The sequence below is a fragment of the Granulimonas faecalis genome, from assembly GCF_022834715.1.
In the GTDB taxonomy this organism is placed as follows: Bacteria; Actinomycetota; Coriobacteriia; order Coriobacteriales; family Atopobiaceae; genus Granulimonas; species Granulimonas faecalis.
On sequence record NZ_BQKC01000001.1, the window covers coordinates 564,251 to 580,637 of the forward strand.

The 16,387-nt window shown below is 69.1% G+C and carries 17 protein-coding genes; 5 read left to right on the forward strand and 12 right to left on the reverse strand.

Features of this window, described 5'->3' with window-relative positions:
- Positions 1 to 15 precede the first annotated feature (15 nt).
- Complete coding sequence (locus OR600_RS02605) at positions 16 to 858, forward strand: sulfide/dihydroorotate dehydrogenase-like FAD/NAD-binding protein (RefSeq protein WP_204407038.1); 843 nt, start codon at positions 16 to 18, stop codon at positions 856 to 858.
- On the forward strand, positions 846 to 2,267 hold the full coding sequence (gltA, locus tag OR600_RS02610; RefSeq protein WP_265590594.1) for an NADPH-dependent glutamate synthase: 1,422 nt from the start codon (positions 846 to 848) through the stop codon (positions 2,265 to 2,267). The genes OR600_RS02605 and gltA overlap by 13 nt, the downstream gene beginning before the upstream one ends.
- Positions 2,268 to 2,362: 95 nt before the next feature.
- On the opposite strand, the gene OR600_RS02615 is transcribed toward gltA, so the two are convergent.
- The 12 genes from OR600_RS02615 to OR600_RS02670 all read right to left on the reverse strand — a co-directional run bounded on the left by OR600_RS02615 (position 2,363) and on the right by OR600_RS02670 (position 13,756).
- Positions 2,363 to 3,817 (reverse strand): family 1 glycosylhydrolase, encoded by a 1,455-nt coding sequence (locus OR600_RS02615; protein WP_265590595.1) that lies wholly within the window; start codon positions 3,815 to 3,817, stop codon positions 2,363 to 2,365.
- Between the two features lie 28 nt (positions 3,818 to 3,845).
- Positions 3,846 to 4,742, reverse strand: a complete 897-nt coding sequence (locus tag OR600_RS02620; protein WP_251164038.1) for an N-acetylglucosamine kinase — start codon at positions 4,740 to 4,742, stop codon at positions 3,846 to 3,848.
- A gap of 71 nt (positions 4,743 to 4,813) precedes the next feature.
- The gene (locus OR600_RS02625; protein ID WP_265590596.1) at positions 4,814 to 6,187 is read right to left on the reverse strand and encodes a PTS sugar transporter subunit IIC; all 1,374 of its coding nucleotides are present in this window, start codon (positions 6,185 to 6,187) and stop codon (positions 4,814 to 4,816) included.
- Positions 6,188 to 6,220: 33 nt separating this feature from the next.
- Entirely contained in the window at positions 6,221 to 6,535 is a 315-nt protein-coding gene (locus OR600_RS02630) for a PTS sugar transporter subunit IIB (RefSeq protein ID WP_135978708.1), read from the reverse strand.
- A gap of 34 nt (positions 6,536 to 6,569) precedes the next feature.
- On the reverse strand, positions 6,570 to 6,896 hold the full coding sequence (locus OR600_RS02635; protein WP_135978707.1) for a hypothetical protein: 327 nt from the start codon (positions 6,894 to 6,896) through the stop codon (positions 6,570 to 6,572).
- Positions 6,889 to 7,248, reverse strand: coding sequence for a PTS lactose/cellobiose transporter subunit IIA (locus OR600_RS02640; protein WP_135978706.1), 360 nt, complete (start codon positions 7,246 to 7,248; stop codon positions 6,889 to 6,891). The genes OR600_RS02635 and OR600_RS02640 overlap by 8 nt, the downstream gene beginning before the upstream one ends.
- The gene (murQ, locus tag OR600_RS02645; protein ID WP_265590597.1) at positions 7,245 to 8,174 is read right to left on the reverse strand and encodes an N-acetylmuramic acid 6-phosphate etherase; all 930 of its coding nucleotides are present in this window, start codon (positions 8,172 to 8,174) and stop codon (positions 7,245 to 7,247) included. Before murQ ends, OR600_RS02640 begins: the two co-directional genes overlap by 4 nt.
- A 222-nt stretch (positions 8,175 to 8,396) precedes the next feature.
- A complete protein-coding gene (locus OR600_RS02650; RefSeq protein ID WP_135978704.1) occupies positions 8,397 to 9,260 on the reverse strand; it encodes a MurR/RpiR family transcriptional regulator in 864 nt (287 codons plus the stop codon).
- Between the two features lie 110 nt (positions 9,261 to 9,370).
- Entirely contained in the window at positions 9,371 to 9,904 is a 534-nt protein-coding gene (gene pth, locus OR600_RS02655; RefSeq protein WP_135978732.1) for an aminoacyl-tRNA hydrolase, read from the reverse strand.
- 437 nt (positions 9,905 to 10,341) lie between these two features.
- Entirely contained in the window at positions 10,342 to 11,340 is a 999-nt protein-coding gene (locus OR600_RS02660; protein ID WP_265590598.1) for a ribose-phosphate diphosphokinase, read from the reverse strand.
- A 12-nt stretch (positions 11,341 to 11,352) separates the two neighbouring features.
- Positions 11,353 to 12,735 carry a bifunctional UDP-N-acetylglucosamine diphosphorylase/glucosamine-1-phosphate N-acetyltransferase GlmU gene (gene glmU / locus OR600_RS02665; RefSeq protein WP_265590599.1) on the reverse strand — a complete coding sequence of 461 codons (1,383 nt, stop codon included), beginning with the start codon at positions 12,733 to 12,735 and terminating at the stop codon, positions 11,353 to 11,355.
- 280 nt (positions 12,736 to 13,015) lie between these two features.
- Positions 13,016 to 13,756 (reverse strand): DeoR/GlpR family DNA-binding transcription regulator, encoded by a 741-nt coding sequence (locus OR600_RS02670; protein WP_135978702.1) that lies wholly within the window; start codon positions 13,754 to 13,756, stop codon positions 13,016 to 13,018.
- A gap of 247 nt (positions 13,757 to 14,003) precedes the next feature.
- On the opposite strand from OR600_RS02670, the gene OR600_RS02675 reads away from it, so the two are divergent.
- From OR600_RS02675 to OR600_RS02685, 3 genes are read left to right on the forward strand one after another with little or no spacing between them, the layout of a single operon-like run.
- Positions 14,004 to 14,933, forward strand: a complete 930-nt coding sequence (locus OR600_RS02675; RefSeq protein ID WP_204407025.1) for a sugar phosphate isomerase/epimerase family protein — start codon at positions 14,004 to 14,006, stop codon at positions 14,931 to 14,933.
- Between the two features lie 30 nt (positions 14,934 to 14,963).
- Positions 14,964 to 16,040 (forward strand): PTS transporter subunit EIIC, encoded by a 1,077-nt coding sequence (locus OR600_RS02680; protein ID WP_265590600.1) that lies wholly within the window; start codon positions 14,964 to 14,966, stop codon positions 16,038 to 16,040.
- Positions 16,037 to 16,330: a PTS sugar transporter subunit IIABC family protein gene (locus OR600_RS02685; RefSeq protein ID WP_265590601.1), complete on the forward strand. Its 294-nt coding sequence runs from the start codon at positions 16,037 to 16,039 to the stop codon at positions 16,328 to 16,330. The genes OR600_RS02680 and OR600_RS02685 overlap by 4 nt, the downstream gene beginning before the upstream one ends.
- The last annotated feature ends 57 nt before the right edge of the window (positions 16,331 to 16,387 follow it).

Here is a 16,387-nt window from a genome sequence, read left to right on the forward strand (position 1 = left end):
GAGAGGAGCCGCTGCATGTTCGAAATCCTCGAGAAGACGCAGTACTCGGAGAAGGTGTTCAAATTCCGCGTACATGCGCCGCAGATGGCCAAGAAGGCCAAGGCGGGTCAGTTCTTGATGGTGCGTACGGACGAGAAGGGCGAGCGCGTGCCGTTCACCTTCGCCGACTGGAACCCCGAGGAGGGCTGGATCGAGTTCATCTTCATGGTGATCGGCAAGACCACCCAGGACCTCTCCCAGCTCCAGGCGGGCGACTCCATCCTCGACGTCACCGGCCCTCTGGGCCAGCCCACCGAGATGAAACCCGGCAACTGGTGCGTCATCGGCGGCGGCGTGGGCCTCGCCATCGCCTACCCCGTGGCCCGCGCCCTCGTGGCGGCAGGCAACAAGGTCACCGTCATCATGGGCGCCCGCACCAAGGACCTGCTCATCCTCACCGAGCAGTTCCGCGAGCTTCCCCTGGAGAACCTCATCATCACCACCGACGACGGCTCCGAGGGCGAGAAGGGCGTGGTCACCGCGCCGCTCGAGCGCCTGTGCATCGACCACGCCATCGACCAGGTCTTCGCCGTGGGGCCCGTGCCCATGATGAAGTTCTCGGCCCTCACCTGCGAGAAGTACGACATGCCCATCACGGCCAGCCTCAACCCCATCATGGTCGACGGCACCGGCATGTGCGGCTGCTGCCGCGTCACCGTGGGCGGCGAGACCAAGTTCGCCTGTGTCGACGGCCCCGACTTCGACGCCACCAAGGTCGACTGGGCCGACCTCGCCGCCCGTCAGGGCTCCTACCGCGCCGAGGAGGGCGAGGCCCTGGAGCACGCCAAGCATGAGGGGGGTTGCAAATGCCACTCGTAAACGGCAAGTACCGCGCCAACAACAAGGACCCGAGGGTCCCCGCCAACGAGGTGCCGGCCGAGGTCCGCGCCAAGAACTTCGAGCCCGTGGACACCGGCTACACCACCGAGGACGCCATCGAGGAGGCCAACCGCTGCCTCGACTGCAAGAAGCCCCACTGCGTCGCCGGCTGCCCCGTGGGCATCGACATCCCCACCTTCATCCGTCAGATCCGCGACGAGGACTTCGCCGGCGGCCTGGCCACCATCCGCGACTCCAACATGCTCCCCTCGGTCTGCGGCCGCGTGTGCCCCCAGGAGAACCAGTGCGAGGGCAACTGCATCCTCAACAAGACCGGCAACGACCCCATCGCCATCGGCCAGCTCGAGCGCTTCCTCGGCGACATGACCGAGTCCGTGGGCGCCACGCCCCAGTGCAAGCCGGCCAACGGCAAGAAGGTGGCCGTGGTGGGCTCCGGCCCCTCCGGCATCGCCTGCGCCGGTGCGCTCGCCCGCGAGGGCTTCGACGTCACGGTGTTCGAGGCCTTCCAGACCGGCGGCGGCGTGCTCACCTACGGCATCCCCGAGTTCCGCCTCCCCAAGGCCATCGTCAAGCGTGAGATCGACGGCCTCAAGGACCTCGGCGTGAAGTTCGAGTACGACGCCGTGGTGGGCAACCTCTACGACGCCGACGAGTTCTTCAACGAGCACGGCTTCGACGCCATGTACCTGGCCGTGGGTGCCGGCCTTCCCAAGTTCCTCAACATCCCGGGCGAGAACCTCCCCGGCGTCTTCTGCGCCAACGAGTACCTCACCCGCGTGAACCTCATGAAGGCCATGGACTTCCCCGAGTTCGACACCCCCATCAAGCACGGCAAGAACGTGGCGGTCTTCGGTGGCGGCAACGTGGCCATGGACGCGGCGCGCACGGCCCTGCGCCTGGGCGCCGAGTCGGTGACCCTGGCCTACCGCCGCACCGAGAAGGAGATGCCCGCCCGCGTGGCCGAGCTGCACCACGCCAAGGAGGAGGGCGTCCGCGTGCTGGAGCTCGTCTCCCCGCTGGAGTTCGAGGCCGGCGAGGACGGCTTCGTGGCCAAGGTGAAGCTCGAGCGCATGGAGCTCGGCGAGCCCGACGACTCCGGCCGCCGCCGCCCGGTGCGCGTGGAGGGCAGCGAGTTCGAGCTGCCCTGCGACGTGGCCATCACCGCCATCGGCACCAACGCCAACCCCTTCGCCTCCAAGGCCGCCCCGGTGAAGCTCAACAAGTGGGGCTACATCGAGGCCGACGAGGACGGCCGCACGAGCGACCCGCGCGTGTGGGCCGGCGGCGACATCGTCACCGGTGCCGCCACGGTCATCCTGGCCATGGGAGCCGGCAAGCAGGCCGCCGCGTCCATGACCCAGGCCCTGCTCGGCGAGGACGCCGAGTAGCTCTCGGCCCCCAAGACCCGCGCTCCATGGAGAAAGGGCGGTCCCGCATGGGGGCCGCCCTTTCCTGTGGGGGGTGCGTCCGGTATGCCGCCGGCCTAGGCGCCGTGGGTGGCGTGGTAGCTCTCGATATAGCTCCGGTACCAGTCGAAGCTGTCCTTCTTGCGCCGCTCGTAGGTGCCCTCGCCCCGGTCGTCGGCGTCCACATAGACCACGCCGTAGCGCTTGGCCATCTCGCAGGACCCGGCGCTCACGATGTCGATGACGCCCCAGAGGATGAATCCCAGCACATCGACGCCGTCCTGTTGGGCCAGGAGCAGCTGCTCGAAGTGCCTCTCGAGGTACTCCACCCGATAGGGGTCGTGGATGGAGCCGTCGTCTTCCAGGCGGTCCCGGGCGCCGAAGCCGCACTCGCTCACGAACACCGGCTTGTGGGTGCGGTCGTAGAAGGCGTTGAGCTGGGTGCGGAGCCCCACCGGGTCGATCTGCCAACCCCACTCGCTGGCCTCCAGGTAGGGGTTCTTGATGGAGCACACCAGGTTGCCGGCGGTCTGCTCGCCGTTGTCGGCGGCTCCCAGCACGGAGCTGGAGTAGTAGGAGAAGCTCACGAAGTCGCAGCTGTAGCGGGCAAAGAGCTCCAGGTCCTCGTCGGTGATGTCCACGGTGATGCCGTGGTCGCGGTAGAAGGCGTCCATGTAGTAGGGCTGGATGCCACAGGCCAGAACGTCCACCGGGTACCACATGTTGACCTGCTCGTCGTGGAGCTTGATCCAGTTGTCCTCGGGCGAGCAGGTGTGGGGGTAGTAGCAGAAGGCCGCCACCATGCAGCCCGACCGGGCGTCGGGGCAGATCTCGCGCTGGGCCCGGATGACCTTGGCGCTGGCCACGAACTGGTGGTGGAGGCTCTGGAACACCGCGGACTGGTCGTAGGGGCCGTCCTCGGGCCTGAGGAGCCCCACGCCGTTCCAGGGCGAGAAGTAGCCGGCGTTGATCTCGTTGAAGGGGAGGTAGTAGTCGATCATGGACCCCCAGCGCTCGAACACCGTCCGGGCGAAGCGCTCGTAGAGGTCGATGAGGGCGCGGTTGGTCCAGCTGCCGTAGGCCTCCACCAGGTGGAGGGGGATGGCGTAGTGGGTGAGGGTCACGAAGGTCTTCATGCCGGCGGCCCTCACCGCCTCGAAGACCCGGTCGTAGTAGGCGAGCCCCTCCGGGCTGGGCTCGGCCTCGTCCCCCTGGGGGAAGAGCCGGGCCCAGCTGAGGGAGAACCGGTAGATGTCGATGCCGAGCTCCTGGAGGAGGGCGATGTCCTCCTCGAGGTGGTCGTGGCCCTGGGTGCCCCGGGTGAAGGGGTAGTTGCCCTCGCGGGCGGCGAGGTCGGCCTTGGCCTTGGCCACGGCCGAGGCCGTGAGGAGCCGGGTCTCGCAGGTGGCGTTGCTGGTGCGGGGCTTCCAGGGGCGGACGTCCTGGGTGTCGAGGCCCTTGCCGCCTACGGTGGCGGCCCCCTCGTACTGGGAGGAGGCGGTGGCGCCTCCCCACATGAGCGTGCGGGTCATGGGTGCTCCTTTGGTCGCAGGGATGGGTTCAGAGGTTGAGGGCGCGCACGGCCCGCATCCAGGCTCCGTCCAGGGGAGTGCCCTGGGGGGCCAGGGGCACGAGGGTGTCGTCGAGGGCCGCTTTGAACGGGCCGAGCACGGCGTCGCCGGCCGAGAAGAGGCCGCCCGTCCACGAGACCGGCGCCCCGGGGTGCCCCTCCGCCGCGCGGTTGGCCAGGCGGGCGAGCTCCGTGGCGGCCCGGGCCACCAGGGCCTGGGCGCCCCCGTCGCCCCCTCGGGCGCTCGAGACGGCCGCCGGGGCCGCCCGGGCCAGGAGGCGCCGCTGGTCGCGGGAGGCCGCCAGGGCGCCCGCGATGGCCTCGGGGCTGTCCACGGCGAGGGCCTCGCAGACGGCGGCGTCGAGGAGGGGCCCCGCGGGGTCGCGGCCGTCGTGGCGGCGCAGGACCAGGCCCACCGCCTCGCGGCCCAGCCAGGCCCCGGACCCCTCGTCGCCCACGGGCCAGCCCCAGCCGCCCACGCGCACCGGGAGCCCGTCGAAGGAGCCCACGGCGATAGACCCGGTCCCGGCCACCACGAGCACGCCGTCGGCACCTCCCAGGGCGCCGACCCGTGCGACCTCGGCGTCGCTGGCCACGAGCAGCGCCGCCGCGTCGCCGAAGGCGTCTTCCAGGGCGGTCTCGACGGCCCCCTCGCGGCCGGGACCATAGCCGGCCACGCCCAGGGAGACCGCGGTGGACGCCATGGGCGCCCCCGCGGCCGAGGCCACGCGCTCCACGCCCTCGCGCAGCATGCGGGCCATGGCGTCGAGGCCCACCTGGGCCGGGTGGCAGGTGGTGCCGGCATGGGAGCACCTCACCGTGCCGTCGGGCCCCCGAAGCTCGAAGCGTGTCCGGGTCCCCCCGGCGTCGACCGTTGCCACGTACATGGATGGTCCTCTCGGAGAAGGCCCGGCCGGGGCCGGGCCATGGGTTTCGTCGGGCGATGGGTCGTCTCGGCCTAGGCGGCCTCGGCCTCGTCGGCCTTCTCCTCGGCGATGACCTGCTTCTCCCAGGCGCGGAAGAACGGGTAGTAGATGGCCACGCCGATGGCGATGAGCACCACGGAGAGCACGGCGGCCCGCCAGTCGCCGCCGCAGGCCAGGAACGCGCCCACGGGCCCGGGCAGCGTCCAGGGGACGATGGCGCCCACGAACCGGCCCACCAGCCCCACCGACAGGCAGAGGTAGGAGATCAGGACGTTGACCACGGGGACCAGGATGAGCGGGATCATCATCGTGGGGTTGAGCACCAGGGGCACGCCGAACATCAGGGGCTCGTTGATGTTGAAGACGGCGGGCACGATGGTGGCCTTGCCCATCATCTTGCCGTACTTGGAACGGGAGGCAAACAGCAGCAGGATGGCGAGGCTGATGGTGCAGCCGGATCCGCCGATCTGGACGAACCACTGGAAGAAGGGCTCGGACACCACGTGGGGCAGGGCGGTGCCGGCGGCGTAGGCGGCGGCGTTCTCATCGAGCAGCACCAGCCAGAGGGGACGGGCGATGGAGTAGACCACGGAGCTGCCGTGGATGCCGAAGAACCAGAAGAGCATCTCGAGGAAGACCACCACCAGGGCGGCGCCCAGGGTGTCGACGCCGGAGACCAGGGGCATGATCAGCGCGGTGATGAAGTCGTGGATGTTGAAGCCGCCCCAGATGCACACCGCGGAGAACAGGAAGAAGACGATGGCCGTGGGGATGAGGGCGGCAAAGGAATTGGAGACGGCCTCGGGGACCTGGGCCGGCATCTTGATGGTGAGCCTGTGCTGCACGCAGAGGCGGTAGATCTCCACCGCGGCGAAGGCGGCGATGATGGCCACGAAGAGCTGGCCGGTGCCCAGGTAGTTCATGTTCATGACGTAGGCGCCGTTGACGGCGGTCATGGCGTCGGGGAAGCCCGCGTCGGCCAGGGGAGAGGCGGCCAGGGCGGCGTTGATGGCGTCGTCGAGGTCGGGCATCATCACCGGCACGATGGTGAGCAGCATGGCCATGACCGACAGTAGGCCGCTCATGAGGCCGTCCACCTTGTAGGAGCGGCCCAGGGAGTAGCCGATGCCGAAGCAGGCGTAGAGCGACAGGATGTACATGGACATGCGGTAGGGCAGCAGGATCTTGACGGCGTTGGCCTTGAGCCACGCGGCCAGGGCCCAGTCGGCGGGCATCTGGTTGTAGGCGAAGGCGATGACCATGAGGAACGAGCTCACGATGATGAGCGGGAGGGTGGAGACGATGCCGTCGCGGATGGCACGTAGATGCCTCTGCTCGGCCACGCGGGCCATGGGGCCGGCGAGGTGCTCGTCGATCCAGGTGGACATGGACTCGAATGCGGCCATGGGTACTCCTTAGGGTCGTGGGTGGCGAAGGCCTTAGGCCAGGTCGGGCAGAAGCTCGGCGAGCTGCGCGAAGAGCTTGGGGCCGCCCATGGGGCTGTAGGCCATGGGCTGGATGAGGCACACGGGCACGGAGGCCGCCTCGCAGGTGGCGGCGAGCTCCTTGAACCGGTGGCGCACCTGGGGCGCCACCAGAACCGCGTCGTAGCCCTCCTTGAGCTCGTCCTCGAGGGCCGAGGTGCCGCAGGCGGCCACCTCGAGGGTGAGGCCGCGCTTGGCCGCCTCCTTCCTCAGGGCGTCCTCGGCGATGGTGGAGGACATGCCTCCCGAGCAGACGACGAGAACCTTCATGACATGCTCCTTTCCTTGACGGCTGGGGTGCGGGTCAGACGAACAGGACGCAGAACACAGCGGCGAGGGCCGCAGAGAGGGCCGCCGCCACGAACCAGAAACCGGGGCAGGGCCCGCGGTCGTTCTCGTGGAAGAACTCCATGACGGCCACGGAGAAGCCCACGAGCAGGCCCTGGGCCACGGGCGTGGCCAGCGGGAGGGACGGGGCCAGCGGGGCGGTGAGGGCCGGGACGACGAAGACGGCGATGACGAGGGAGGCGGTGACCACGGCGGCGCTCACGAAGCCGAAGCGGGGAATGTCGTAGTCGGTCTCCCCGAGCCAGCGGCGGGCGAGGTCCGGCGTGCCGGCCGCCCTAGCCACGGTCGTGCCCCTCGAGGGCCTCGACGCGCCGCTCCAGGGCGTCGATGCGCTTGGCCTGAGCCACCAGGTGCCCGATGAGCGACTGGGCCTCGAGGGCGCACATGAGGTGGTCCTGGGCGTGGACGAAGATCATGGAGAGGGGGATGTCCTCTCCGGCGGCGGACCGCTGGATGAACTCGGTCTGGATGTTGTGGGCGTCCACGAGGTCCTGCTCTGCCTGGGCGAGGGCCTTGTCGGCCTCGTCGAAGCGCCCCTCCTCGGCTGCCGCGAGGGCCTCGTAGGCCTCCCCCTTGGCGTTGCCGCCGATGGCCACGATGGCGAAGGCTTTCTCGAGCGCGGTCTCCTGGTTCATCGCATCTCCTGTTCCTGTCGGGTGTCTTGGGCAAGGGCTATGGCCCGGCGCACGTCGCCGGAGGCCTGGGCGAGCAGGGTGTCGGCGGTCTTGGCGTCGACATCGGCGAGGATGGAGACGATGGCCGGCTTGGCCATGCCGCCGGCGTCTTCCAAGGCCGCCTCCGCCCGGGAGGCGTCCGTGCCGCAGGCCTGCTCCACGATGGACAGGGCCCGGGCCCGGAGCTTCTCGTTGGTGGGCTGCACGTCCACCATGAGGTTGCCGAAGGCCTTGCCCGTGCCCACCATGGAGCCCGTCGAGATCATGTTGAGGATCATCTTCTGGGCCGTGCCGGCCTTGAGCCGGGTGGAGCCGGTGAGCACCTCCGGGCCGCAGGAGACCTCGATGGCGAGCCCGGCCATGGTGCCGATGAGGGAGGGGCGGGTGCAGGCCACGGCCACGGTGCGCGCCCCGCGCTCCCGGGCCCGCCGGAGGGCACCGGCCACGTAGGGGGTGCGCCCGCTGGCGGCAAGGCCCACCACCATGTCGGAGGCGCCCACCGAGAGCCCGTCGATGTCGGAGACGCCGAGGCCCTCGTCGTCCTCCGCCCCCTCCACGGCCTGGGTGAATGCCGGGGCGCCCCCGGCGATGAGGCCAACCACCACGCCGTCGGGCACCCCGAAGGTGGGGCGGCACTCCACGGCGTCGAGGACCCCGAGGCGCCCCGACGTGCCGGCCCCCACGTAGACGATGCGCCCCTGGGCGGCCAGGGCGTCCCTGCCCCAGGCGATGGCCTGGGCCACCCGGTCGAGCACCTCGCCCACGGCCCGGGCCACCTCCCGGTCCTCCCGGTTCATGGCCCGGGCCACCTCCAGGGGGCTCATGGTGTCGAGGTCGGATGTCGCGGGGTTGGGACTCTCGGTCACGAGGGATTCGAGATCGACCAAAGCTCCTCCCTTCGTTGTCGCTTTCTGTCGCCCCCTATCGTCGCCGTTCTCACAAGGTGTTCGTCTTGCCATCGGTAAATGACGTCTTTGTACCGCGCCATGGAAAAAAGAAGGGCCGGGAAAGGCCGTCTGCCGACAGAGCGCTACCGTCGGCAGAATGGGAGGGTGGTGATATTCCAGTTTGAGTTCACAGCATGGGCCCAGGTGCCCCGAGCGGTGCCCCTATTCGGCCTCCCCGAGGGCCTTGTGGTGGTAGTTGCCGGCAAAGCGCTGGGAGGCGGCGTCGTAGTCGCGCAGGGCCACCACGGTGAACAGGATGTCCACCACGTGAAGCTGGGCGATGCGGCTGGCCATGGCGCCGCTCCTCAGGCCGTGCTCGCTCGCGGCGACGCAGAGGGCGACGTCGGTGTAGGGGAGCAGCCCGTGGCCGCTCACGGCCGCCGTGACCGAGATGACCGGTGCGCCGGCCTCCTTGCAGCGTCGGGCGCACTCCACCACCTCGCGGGTCTCCCCGGAGTAGCTGAAGGCCACGGCCACGTCGTCGGGGCCGATGTTCTTGGCGGCGAGGAGCTGGGCGTGCCAGTCGGCGTTGCAGGTGCACGGGATGTTGGCCCGGAGGAGCTTGAGGCCCAGGTCCTCGGCCACGATCTGGGACGCCCCCATGCCGAAGAGCACCACGTTCTTGGCGTGGCCCACCAGGTAGGCCGCCCGGTCCACGGCCGAGACGTCGAGGGCCACGGCGGTGGCGTCGAGGGCGTGGACGGTGCGGCTGCTGAGCTTGTGGATCACCGACCGGGTGGAGTCGCTCCGGCCCACGTCGCCCATGGAGGCCCGGGCCGAGCGGCGCCGCACGGCGAGGTCGTAGATCAGGGCCTGCTGGAAGTCGCGGTAACCCCTGTAACCGAGCTTGTGGACCAGGCGCATGATGGTGGACACCGATGCGCCCGTGGCCTCGGCCAGGGAGCGCACGGTGAGGCCCGCCGCCCGCTCCACGTCGCCCACCACGTACTCGATGACGGGGGCCTCCGCGGGGCTCGCATAGCGCAGGTACTCCTCCAGCTTGAAGTTGGTGCCGCTGATCTCCATGGGCCTCTCCGGGCGGTATGCGGGCGACGACGCGCCGCTGTGGCGGGGTGTCTCGGCAAAACGGGGGTGCGGCCGCGCCACGGTGGCGTTATGGGCGGCGTCGACGGGGCTCAGGCCTGCCCCTGCCGCCTGAGCTCCCGCTCCACCAGGTCGGCCGCGTCGGCCACCGTGAGCCCGAACTCCTCCAGGAACCTGCCCTTGAGGGTCCTCAGCACGAAGTCGGCCGGGTCCATGCGTCCCGGCGGGCGCCCGATGCCCACCTCCACCCGCTTGAAGTCGCGGGTCTTGAGCTTGTCGGCGATGGAGCGCAGGCCGTTGTGGCCGTCGAGGCCGCCGCCCGCCTTGTACTTGACCGCACCTGCGGGGATGTCGAGCATGTCGTGGACCACGAGGATACCCTCGGGCTGCACCCGGTGCTCCCGGGCCAGCTTGGAGACGGGGCCGCCGCTCGTGTTCATGAAGCTCTGGGGTTTGGCGAGGAGCACCGTCTGCCCCTCGACGGTGCAGGGGGCGACGAGGGCGCCGGCATCCTGCTTCCAATAGCCGGCCCCCCATCGCTCGGCGAGGAGGTCCACCACCTGGAAGCCGGCATTGTGCCGGGTCTCGGCATACTCGTCCCCGGGGTTGCCGAGCCCCACGACCATGCCGATGGGCACGGGTGCCTTGGATGGGTTGGCCCCCCGGGGCCTTTTGCCGCCGGTGGGGGCCTGGTCGCGGTTCCTTGCTGCCATGGTGCTCCTTGCTGTCGAGGAGGTGACGTGTCCAGTATGGCCCACGGCGCCATTGCGGGGAGGCGGGGCCGCCATGGGCCCGGTGCCGTTGCCCTCCGCGCCACCGTGGCGCGGCCTTCTGACAAAACGGGGATGGCTCCTCGCCGCCGTGGCGCGGCTGGCCTTTATGGCGGTGCCACGGGCCCGGACCTGCGGCCGCCACCGTGGGGCACGGGGCCGAACCCGGCCGGTCGGTGCCTGCCCGCGCCCGGGAGACACAGAAAGCCCCCGTCCCCTCCTGAGGGAGACGGGGGCGGGGCCAGGGTCCCATACTCGGGGGGCGGGGTCGCCCCGGGCCGAGGTCGCCGACCCTAGAGGTTCATGTCGGCGCCCACCATGCCGCTCACGCTCACCTCGTTGTAGATGCGCTGGATGCACTCGGCGAACTCGTCGGCCACCGAGATGGTCTTGATCTTGCCGTCGTAGCAGGCGGGGTCCAGGGGCACGGCGTCGGTGACCACGCACTCCACGATGGGGGCGTCCTCGATGCGCTCCACGCCGGGGCCCGAGAAGATGCCGTGGGTGGCGCAGACGTAGATGTCGCCGGCGCCGAGCTTCTTGAGCTCGCGGACGCTGGCGCAGAGGGTGCCGGCGGTGTCGATCATGTCATCGTTGATGATGCAGGTCTTGCCCTTGATGTCGCCGATGATTCCGGTGACGGCGGCCTGGTTGTGCTTGGGGCGGCCCTTGTGGGCGATGGCCAGCGAGCAGCCGAGCATGTCGGAGAGCTTCTTGGCGGCCTTGGCGCGGCCCACGTCGGGCGAGACCACCACGAGCTCGTCGGTGTCGAAGTCCATGGCGTTGTAGTACTCGCCGAAGAGGGGCATGGCGGTGATGTGGTTCACCGGGATGTTGAAGAAGCCCTGGATCTGGTTCTGATGGAGGTCGAGGGTGACCACGCGGTCGACGCCGGCGGTCTCGAGGAGGTTGGCCACGAGGCGGGCCGTGATGGGCTCGCGGGGGGCTGCCTTGCGGTCTTGGCGGGCGTAGCCGTAGTGGGGGATGACCGCCGTGAAGGTGCGGCAGGAGGCGCGGCGGGCGGCGTCGGCGGTGATGAGGGTCTCCATCATCATGTCGTTGACGTTGGCGCCCACGATGGACTGGATGAAGAAGACGTCGGCCCCGCGCACCGACTCGTCGAAGCGCGCGTAGATCTCGCCGTTGGCGAACTTCTCGAGGAGGAGCCCCGAGAGCTCGACGCCGAGCAGGTCGGCGATGCGCTGGGCCAACACCGGGTTGCTGGAACCGGTGTAGAGCTTGAAGCGCTTGGTCATCGGTGTGATCTTGTTGAGGTCCTGATCCTGGTTCATGGTCGCCTTTCTCTACGACTCTCGGCTGGCGGCGCGCTTGGCGGCGTACCCTTCGACATTGGTCTGACGGGCCCGGGCGATGCCCAGGGCGCCGTCAGGAACGTCCTCGACGATGCAGCTGGCGGCCCCGGTTATGACGTCGGAGCCCAGGTTCACGGGGGCCACCATCATGGTGTTGGAGCCGATGAAGGCCCGGTCGCCGATGGTGGTGGGGTTCTTCTCGTAGCCGTTGTAGTTGCAGGTGATCGACCCGGCCCCCACGTTGACGTCGTCGCCCATGGCGGTGTCGCCGATGTAGGAGAGGTGCGGGACCTTGGAGCCGCGCCCGATCGTGGACTTCTTGATCTCCACGTGGGTGCCGGCCTTGGAGCCGTCCAGCATGTGGGTGCCGGGGCGCAGGTAGGCGCGGGGGCCGCAGGAGACGTCGTTCTCGATGAGGGCGCCCTCGGCCACGGTCTCGTCGACGGTGCAGCGGTCGCCCACCGAGGTGTCGGTGAGGCGGGAGTCGGGGCCCACGACGCAGTCCTCGCCGACGGAGGTGGAGCCCCACAGGTAGGTGCCGGGCAGGAGCTCGGTGTCGCGGCCCACGGTGACGCCGGGGCCCACCCACACGAGGTCGGGGTCGAGCATGGTGACGCCCTCGGCCATGAGCCGGCCGTTGATGCGGCGCTGCATGACCTTGGTGGCCTCGGCGAGCTGGGTGCGCGAGTTGACGCCGAGCATCTCGGTGTCGTCCTCCACGTGCACGGCGGTGACGGAGAGGCCGTGGCCCTTGAGGATCTCCACCATGTCGGTGATGTAGTACTCGCCCTGGACGTTGTCGTTGCCGATCTCGCCGATGTGGGCGGCCAGCTGGGCGCCGTCGAAGGCGTAGACGCCGGAGTTGCACTCGGTGAGGCTGGCGCGCTGCTCCTCGGTGCAGTCCTTGTGCTCCACGATGGCCACGACCTCGCCGGCGTCGTCGAGGACGATGCGGCCGTAGCCGGTGGGGTCCTCGGGCGCCATGGTGAGCACGGCGGCGGCGCGGCCGCCGTCGGTCACCTGGTCGGTGAGGGCGGCGATGGTGGAGGGCTCCACGAGGGGCGTGTCCCCGTACAGCACGGCCACGCACCCCGAGGCGACGCCCGTCTCGTCGAGGGCGACCTTGAGTGCGTGGCCGGTGCCGAGGCGCTCGCCCTGGAGCACGCACTCGACGTTCTCGTCGGCGAGGAGCTCCCTGACCTCCTCGGCGCCGTTGCCCACGACCACGACGACGCGGTCCGCGCCCGCCTGGCGGGCGGCCTCGACCGCCCAGACCACGAGGGGACGGCCGAGCATCCTGTGGGCCACTTTGGGGTGTTTGGACTTCATGCGGGTGCCCTCGCCGGCGGCGAGGACGATGGCGGTGAATGCCATAGAAGGGTGCCTCCTGGGCAACGGGCCGCGGCCGTTGAACTCGCGGCACAGATGCATGAACGCCTTGCATGATAACGCAGATAGGAGCCGCTTCGGCGAGGCCGTGGGGAGCCCGTGGTACACTTGCCTCCCACAGGGGCATCGTCCAACGGTCAGGACCCTGGTTTTTGGTACCAGTTATGGGGGTTCGAATCCCTCTGCCCCCGCCAGCGCGCGGCAGGCCGCCCGGCAACCGCCGGCGGCCTTTTTTCATGCACGTATCGTCGGCGGTGCTGGAGGCTCAGGCGGTGATGACGCGCGTCTCGGCGGCGACCGCGGGGTCGCTGCGGTCGGAGACGACCGTGACGCGGTCCAGCGGGAGCACCCTGACGTTTAGGACCTCCCCGAACTTGGAGGAGTCGGCGAGCACGTAGGTCTCCTTGGCGTGCTCGGCCACCACCTGCTTCTTGTTGGACTCCTGCATGCTCGGCGTGGTGACCCCGAACCTGACGTCGACGCCGTTGGCCCCCAGGAACGCCCGGTCGAACACGAAGCGCCCGACGTTCTCCTCGGTCATGGGGCCGTACACGGAGGAGAGGTCGGGGCTCAGGATGCCGCCCAGCATCACGAGGGTGGCGCAGGGGTCGGCACCTGCGAGGGAGAACGCGTCGGCGTTGGTGGTGACCACCGTGACCGGCCTCGCCATGAGGAGGGCGAGCAGGGCCGAGCAGGTGGACCCGGAGTCCACGTAGACCGTCTCGCCGTCCTCCACGAGGGCGGCCGCCGCCGCCGCGATGGCGCGCTTCTCACCCACGTGGATGGCCGCCTTGACGCTGATGGGTGTCTCGCGGGGGCCGCCGGCGGCCTTCACGGCGCCGCCGCTCAGGCGCTGGAGCCTGCCGTCCGCCTCGAGCTCGCGCACGTCGCGCCGGAGCGTCGACTCCGACACCTCGGGCAGGAGCTCCTGTATGTCGGAGAAGCGCACGACCTCCTCCTGGGAGAGGAGGTCGAGGATGGTCTGCTGACGCTTGTAGGGGATCATGGGCCCTCGTGTTCCCGATGGGGCCTTCTCGGCCCGGTGGTCGACTGTCTATGACTGTACATGACCGTCCATGAAAGAAATCTACCGCTCGCGGGAGATTACCTACCGTTCATCCCATGGAATGACCCTAAGTGACAGGAAATGATAGTTTCCAACTCTGAGTGACAGTTTGTGACGGTATAGTCCTTCTCAACGACTGCAAATGAACGTGGTTGACAGGAATTGACGGAAGAGAAGGAGACGCCCCATGAAACTGGCCACCCGCATCAACTCGTTCCTCTCGGAGGCGGACGGCGACCTCGCCTCCGTGCTCCAGGAGTTCTCGGGGCTCGGCCTCACCCACTGCGACTTCAACTATCCCGAGCACGTGGAGGGCCTGCTCGCGGCCGACCTCAAGGCCATGCTCGACGCCAACGGGCTCGAGGCCAACGGCGTCGCCGTGCGCTTCCGCAGGCACTTCCTCAACGGCGAGTTCGGCAACGCCGACCCCGCGGTCGCCGCCGACGCCCTCGCCCTCGCCAAGGAGGGCACCGACTACTGCCGTGCCATCGGCGGCAGGGTGGTCACCCTCTGGCTGGGCTTCGACGGCTTCGACTACCCCTTCCAGGCCGACTACCGCCGCATGTGGGACGCCGTCGCCTCGGCCTTCCGCGAGCTCTGCGACTACGCCCCCGACGTGCTCTTCTCCATCGAGTACAAGCCCTTCGAGGAGCGCTCCTTCGCCTTCATCGACAGCTTCGGGCTCGTGCTCGCCATGATCGACGAGATCGACCGCCCCAACATCGGCGCCACCCTCGACTACTGCCACATGCTCATGAAGCATGACAACCCCGCGTACGGCGCCGACATCCTCGGCTCCAGGGGGCGCCTCTTCGGCGTCCACCTCAACGACGGCTACGGGCGCTTCGACGACGGCCTCATGGTGGGCACCGTCACCCTGCCCCAGACCCTCGAGTTCCTCTACTACGTGAAGAAGCACGGCTTCGACCACGCCGTCTACTTCGACACCTTCCCCAAGCGCGAGCGCGCGGCCGCCGAGTGCGCGGCCAACGTCGCCATGGTGCGCCGCATCGACGAGACCATCGACCGCCTGGGCCTCGACCGCATCCAGGCCGCCGTGGACGCCAACGACGGCGTGGGCGTGAGCCGCCTCGTGCTCGACGCCTTCATGAAGTGAGCCCCGGAGAAACGGAGAGAGGAAACCACGATGGACTACAAAGTGACGGCCGAGAGGATCCTCGAGTACGTCGGCGGCCCCGAGAACGTCGCGAACGTCTCCCACTGCGCCACGCGCCTGCGCCTCATCCTCAAGGACGAGTCCTTGGCCGACGACGACGCCATCCGCGCCCTCGACGGCATCCCCAACGTGGCCCACGGGTCGGGCCAGTACCAGATCCTCGTGGGCATCAACGTGCCCAAGCTCTACGAGCGGTTCCAGCCGCTGGTGACGGGCGGCGCCGCCGAGACGGCCGCGGCCGTCGACGAGGGCGGCAGCCCCGTCACCAATGTGTTCAGCGCCATCTCGGCGATCTTCTCGCCGCTTCTGGCCCCCCTGGCCGGCTCCGGCGTGCTCCGCGGCCTCCTGATCCTGTGCACCCAGCTGGGGTGGATCGCGGAGGGCTCGAGCACCTACACGATCCTCTACTCCGCGTCGATGGCCGTGTTCTACTTCCTCCCTGTGCTCCTCGCCGTGAGCGCGGCCAAGCGCTTCGGCGCCAACCCCTACATCTCGGCCCTCATCGGCGCGGCCCTCATCTACCCGGACTTCCTGGGCCTCATGGGCGACGTGGGCAACGGCGCCATGGGCGACTTCTTCGGCATCCCCGTCGTGCTCATGAACTACAGCTCCACCGTCATCCCCATCATCCTGGCCATCTGGGTCTACAGCCACCTCTTCAAGCTTCTCGACTCCAAGGTGCCGGAGGACCTGCAGCTCGTCGTCACGCCCCTCGTGTCGCTCGTCGTGATGGTCCCCCTGACCATGATCGTGATCGGCCCCATCGGCGTGTACGGCGGCGAGGTCATCGCCGCGGGCGTCAACTGGCTCCTCGGTGTGTCCGGCATGGTCGCCGGCGCCGTGGTGGGCGGCGGCTGGTCGGTGCTCGTCTCCGTGGGCATGCACTGGGCCGTGAACCCCATCATGATCAACAACATCGCGCAGAATGGCATGGACTACATCTGCCCCATGACCTTCGCCTGCAACTTCGCCGTCATCGGCGTCGCCCTCGGCGTCTTCCTCAAGGCCAAGGACCGCGACGTGAAGAGTTTTCCCTCACCGGCGTGATCACCATCGTGCTCTCCGCCATCATCGAGCCCACGCTCTTCGGCCTGCTTGTGAAGAACAAGCGCCTCTTCCTGGCCCAGATAGTCGCGGGCGCCGTGGGCGGCGCGGTCCTCGGCCTCCTGCAGGTGCACACCACCGCCTTCGTGTTCGGCTCCGTGGTGACCTTCCCCGCCTTCATCTCGGCCGACATGATGAACTTCGTGAACGCCATGATCGGCCTCGGCATCTCCACCGTGCTCGGGGCGGTGCTCGGGTACGCCTTCTGCAAGAAGGACGAGAAGCTGGTGTAGCGACCGTCCGGGTGCCCGTCCCGCAGGGCGGGCACCCCATTTTTCAGAGAGGAGAGG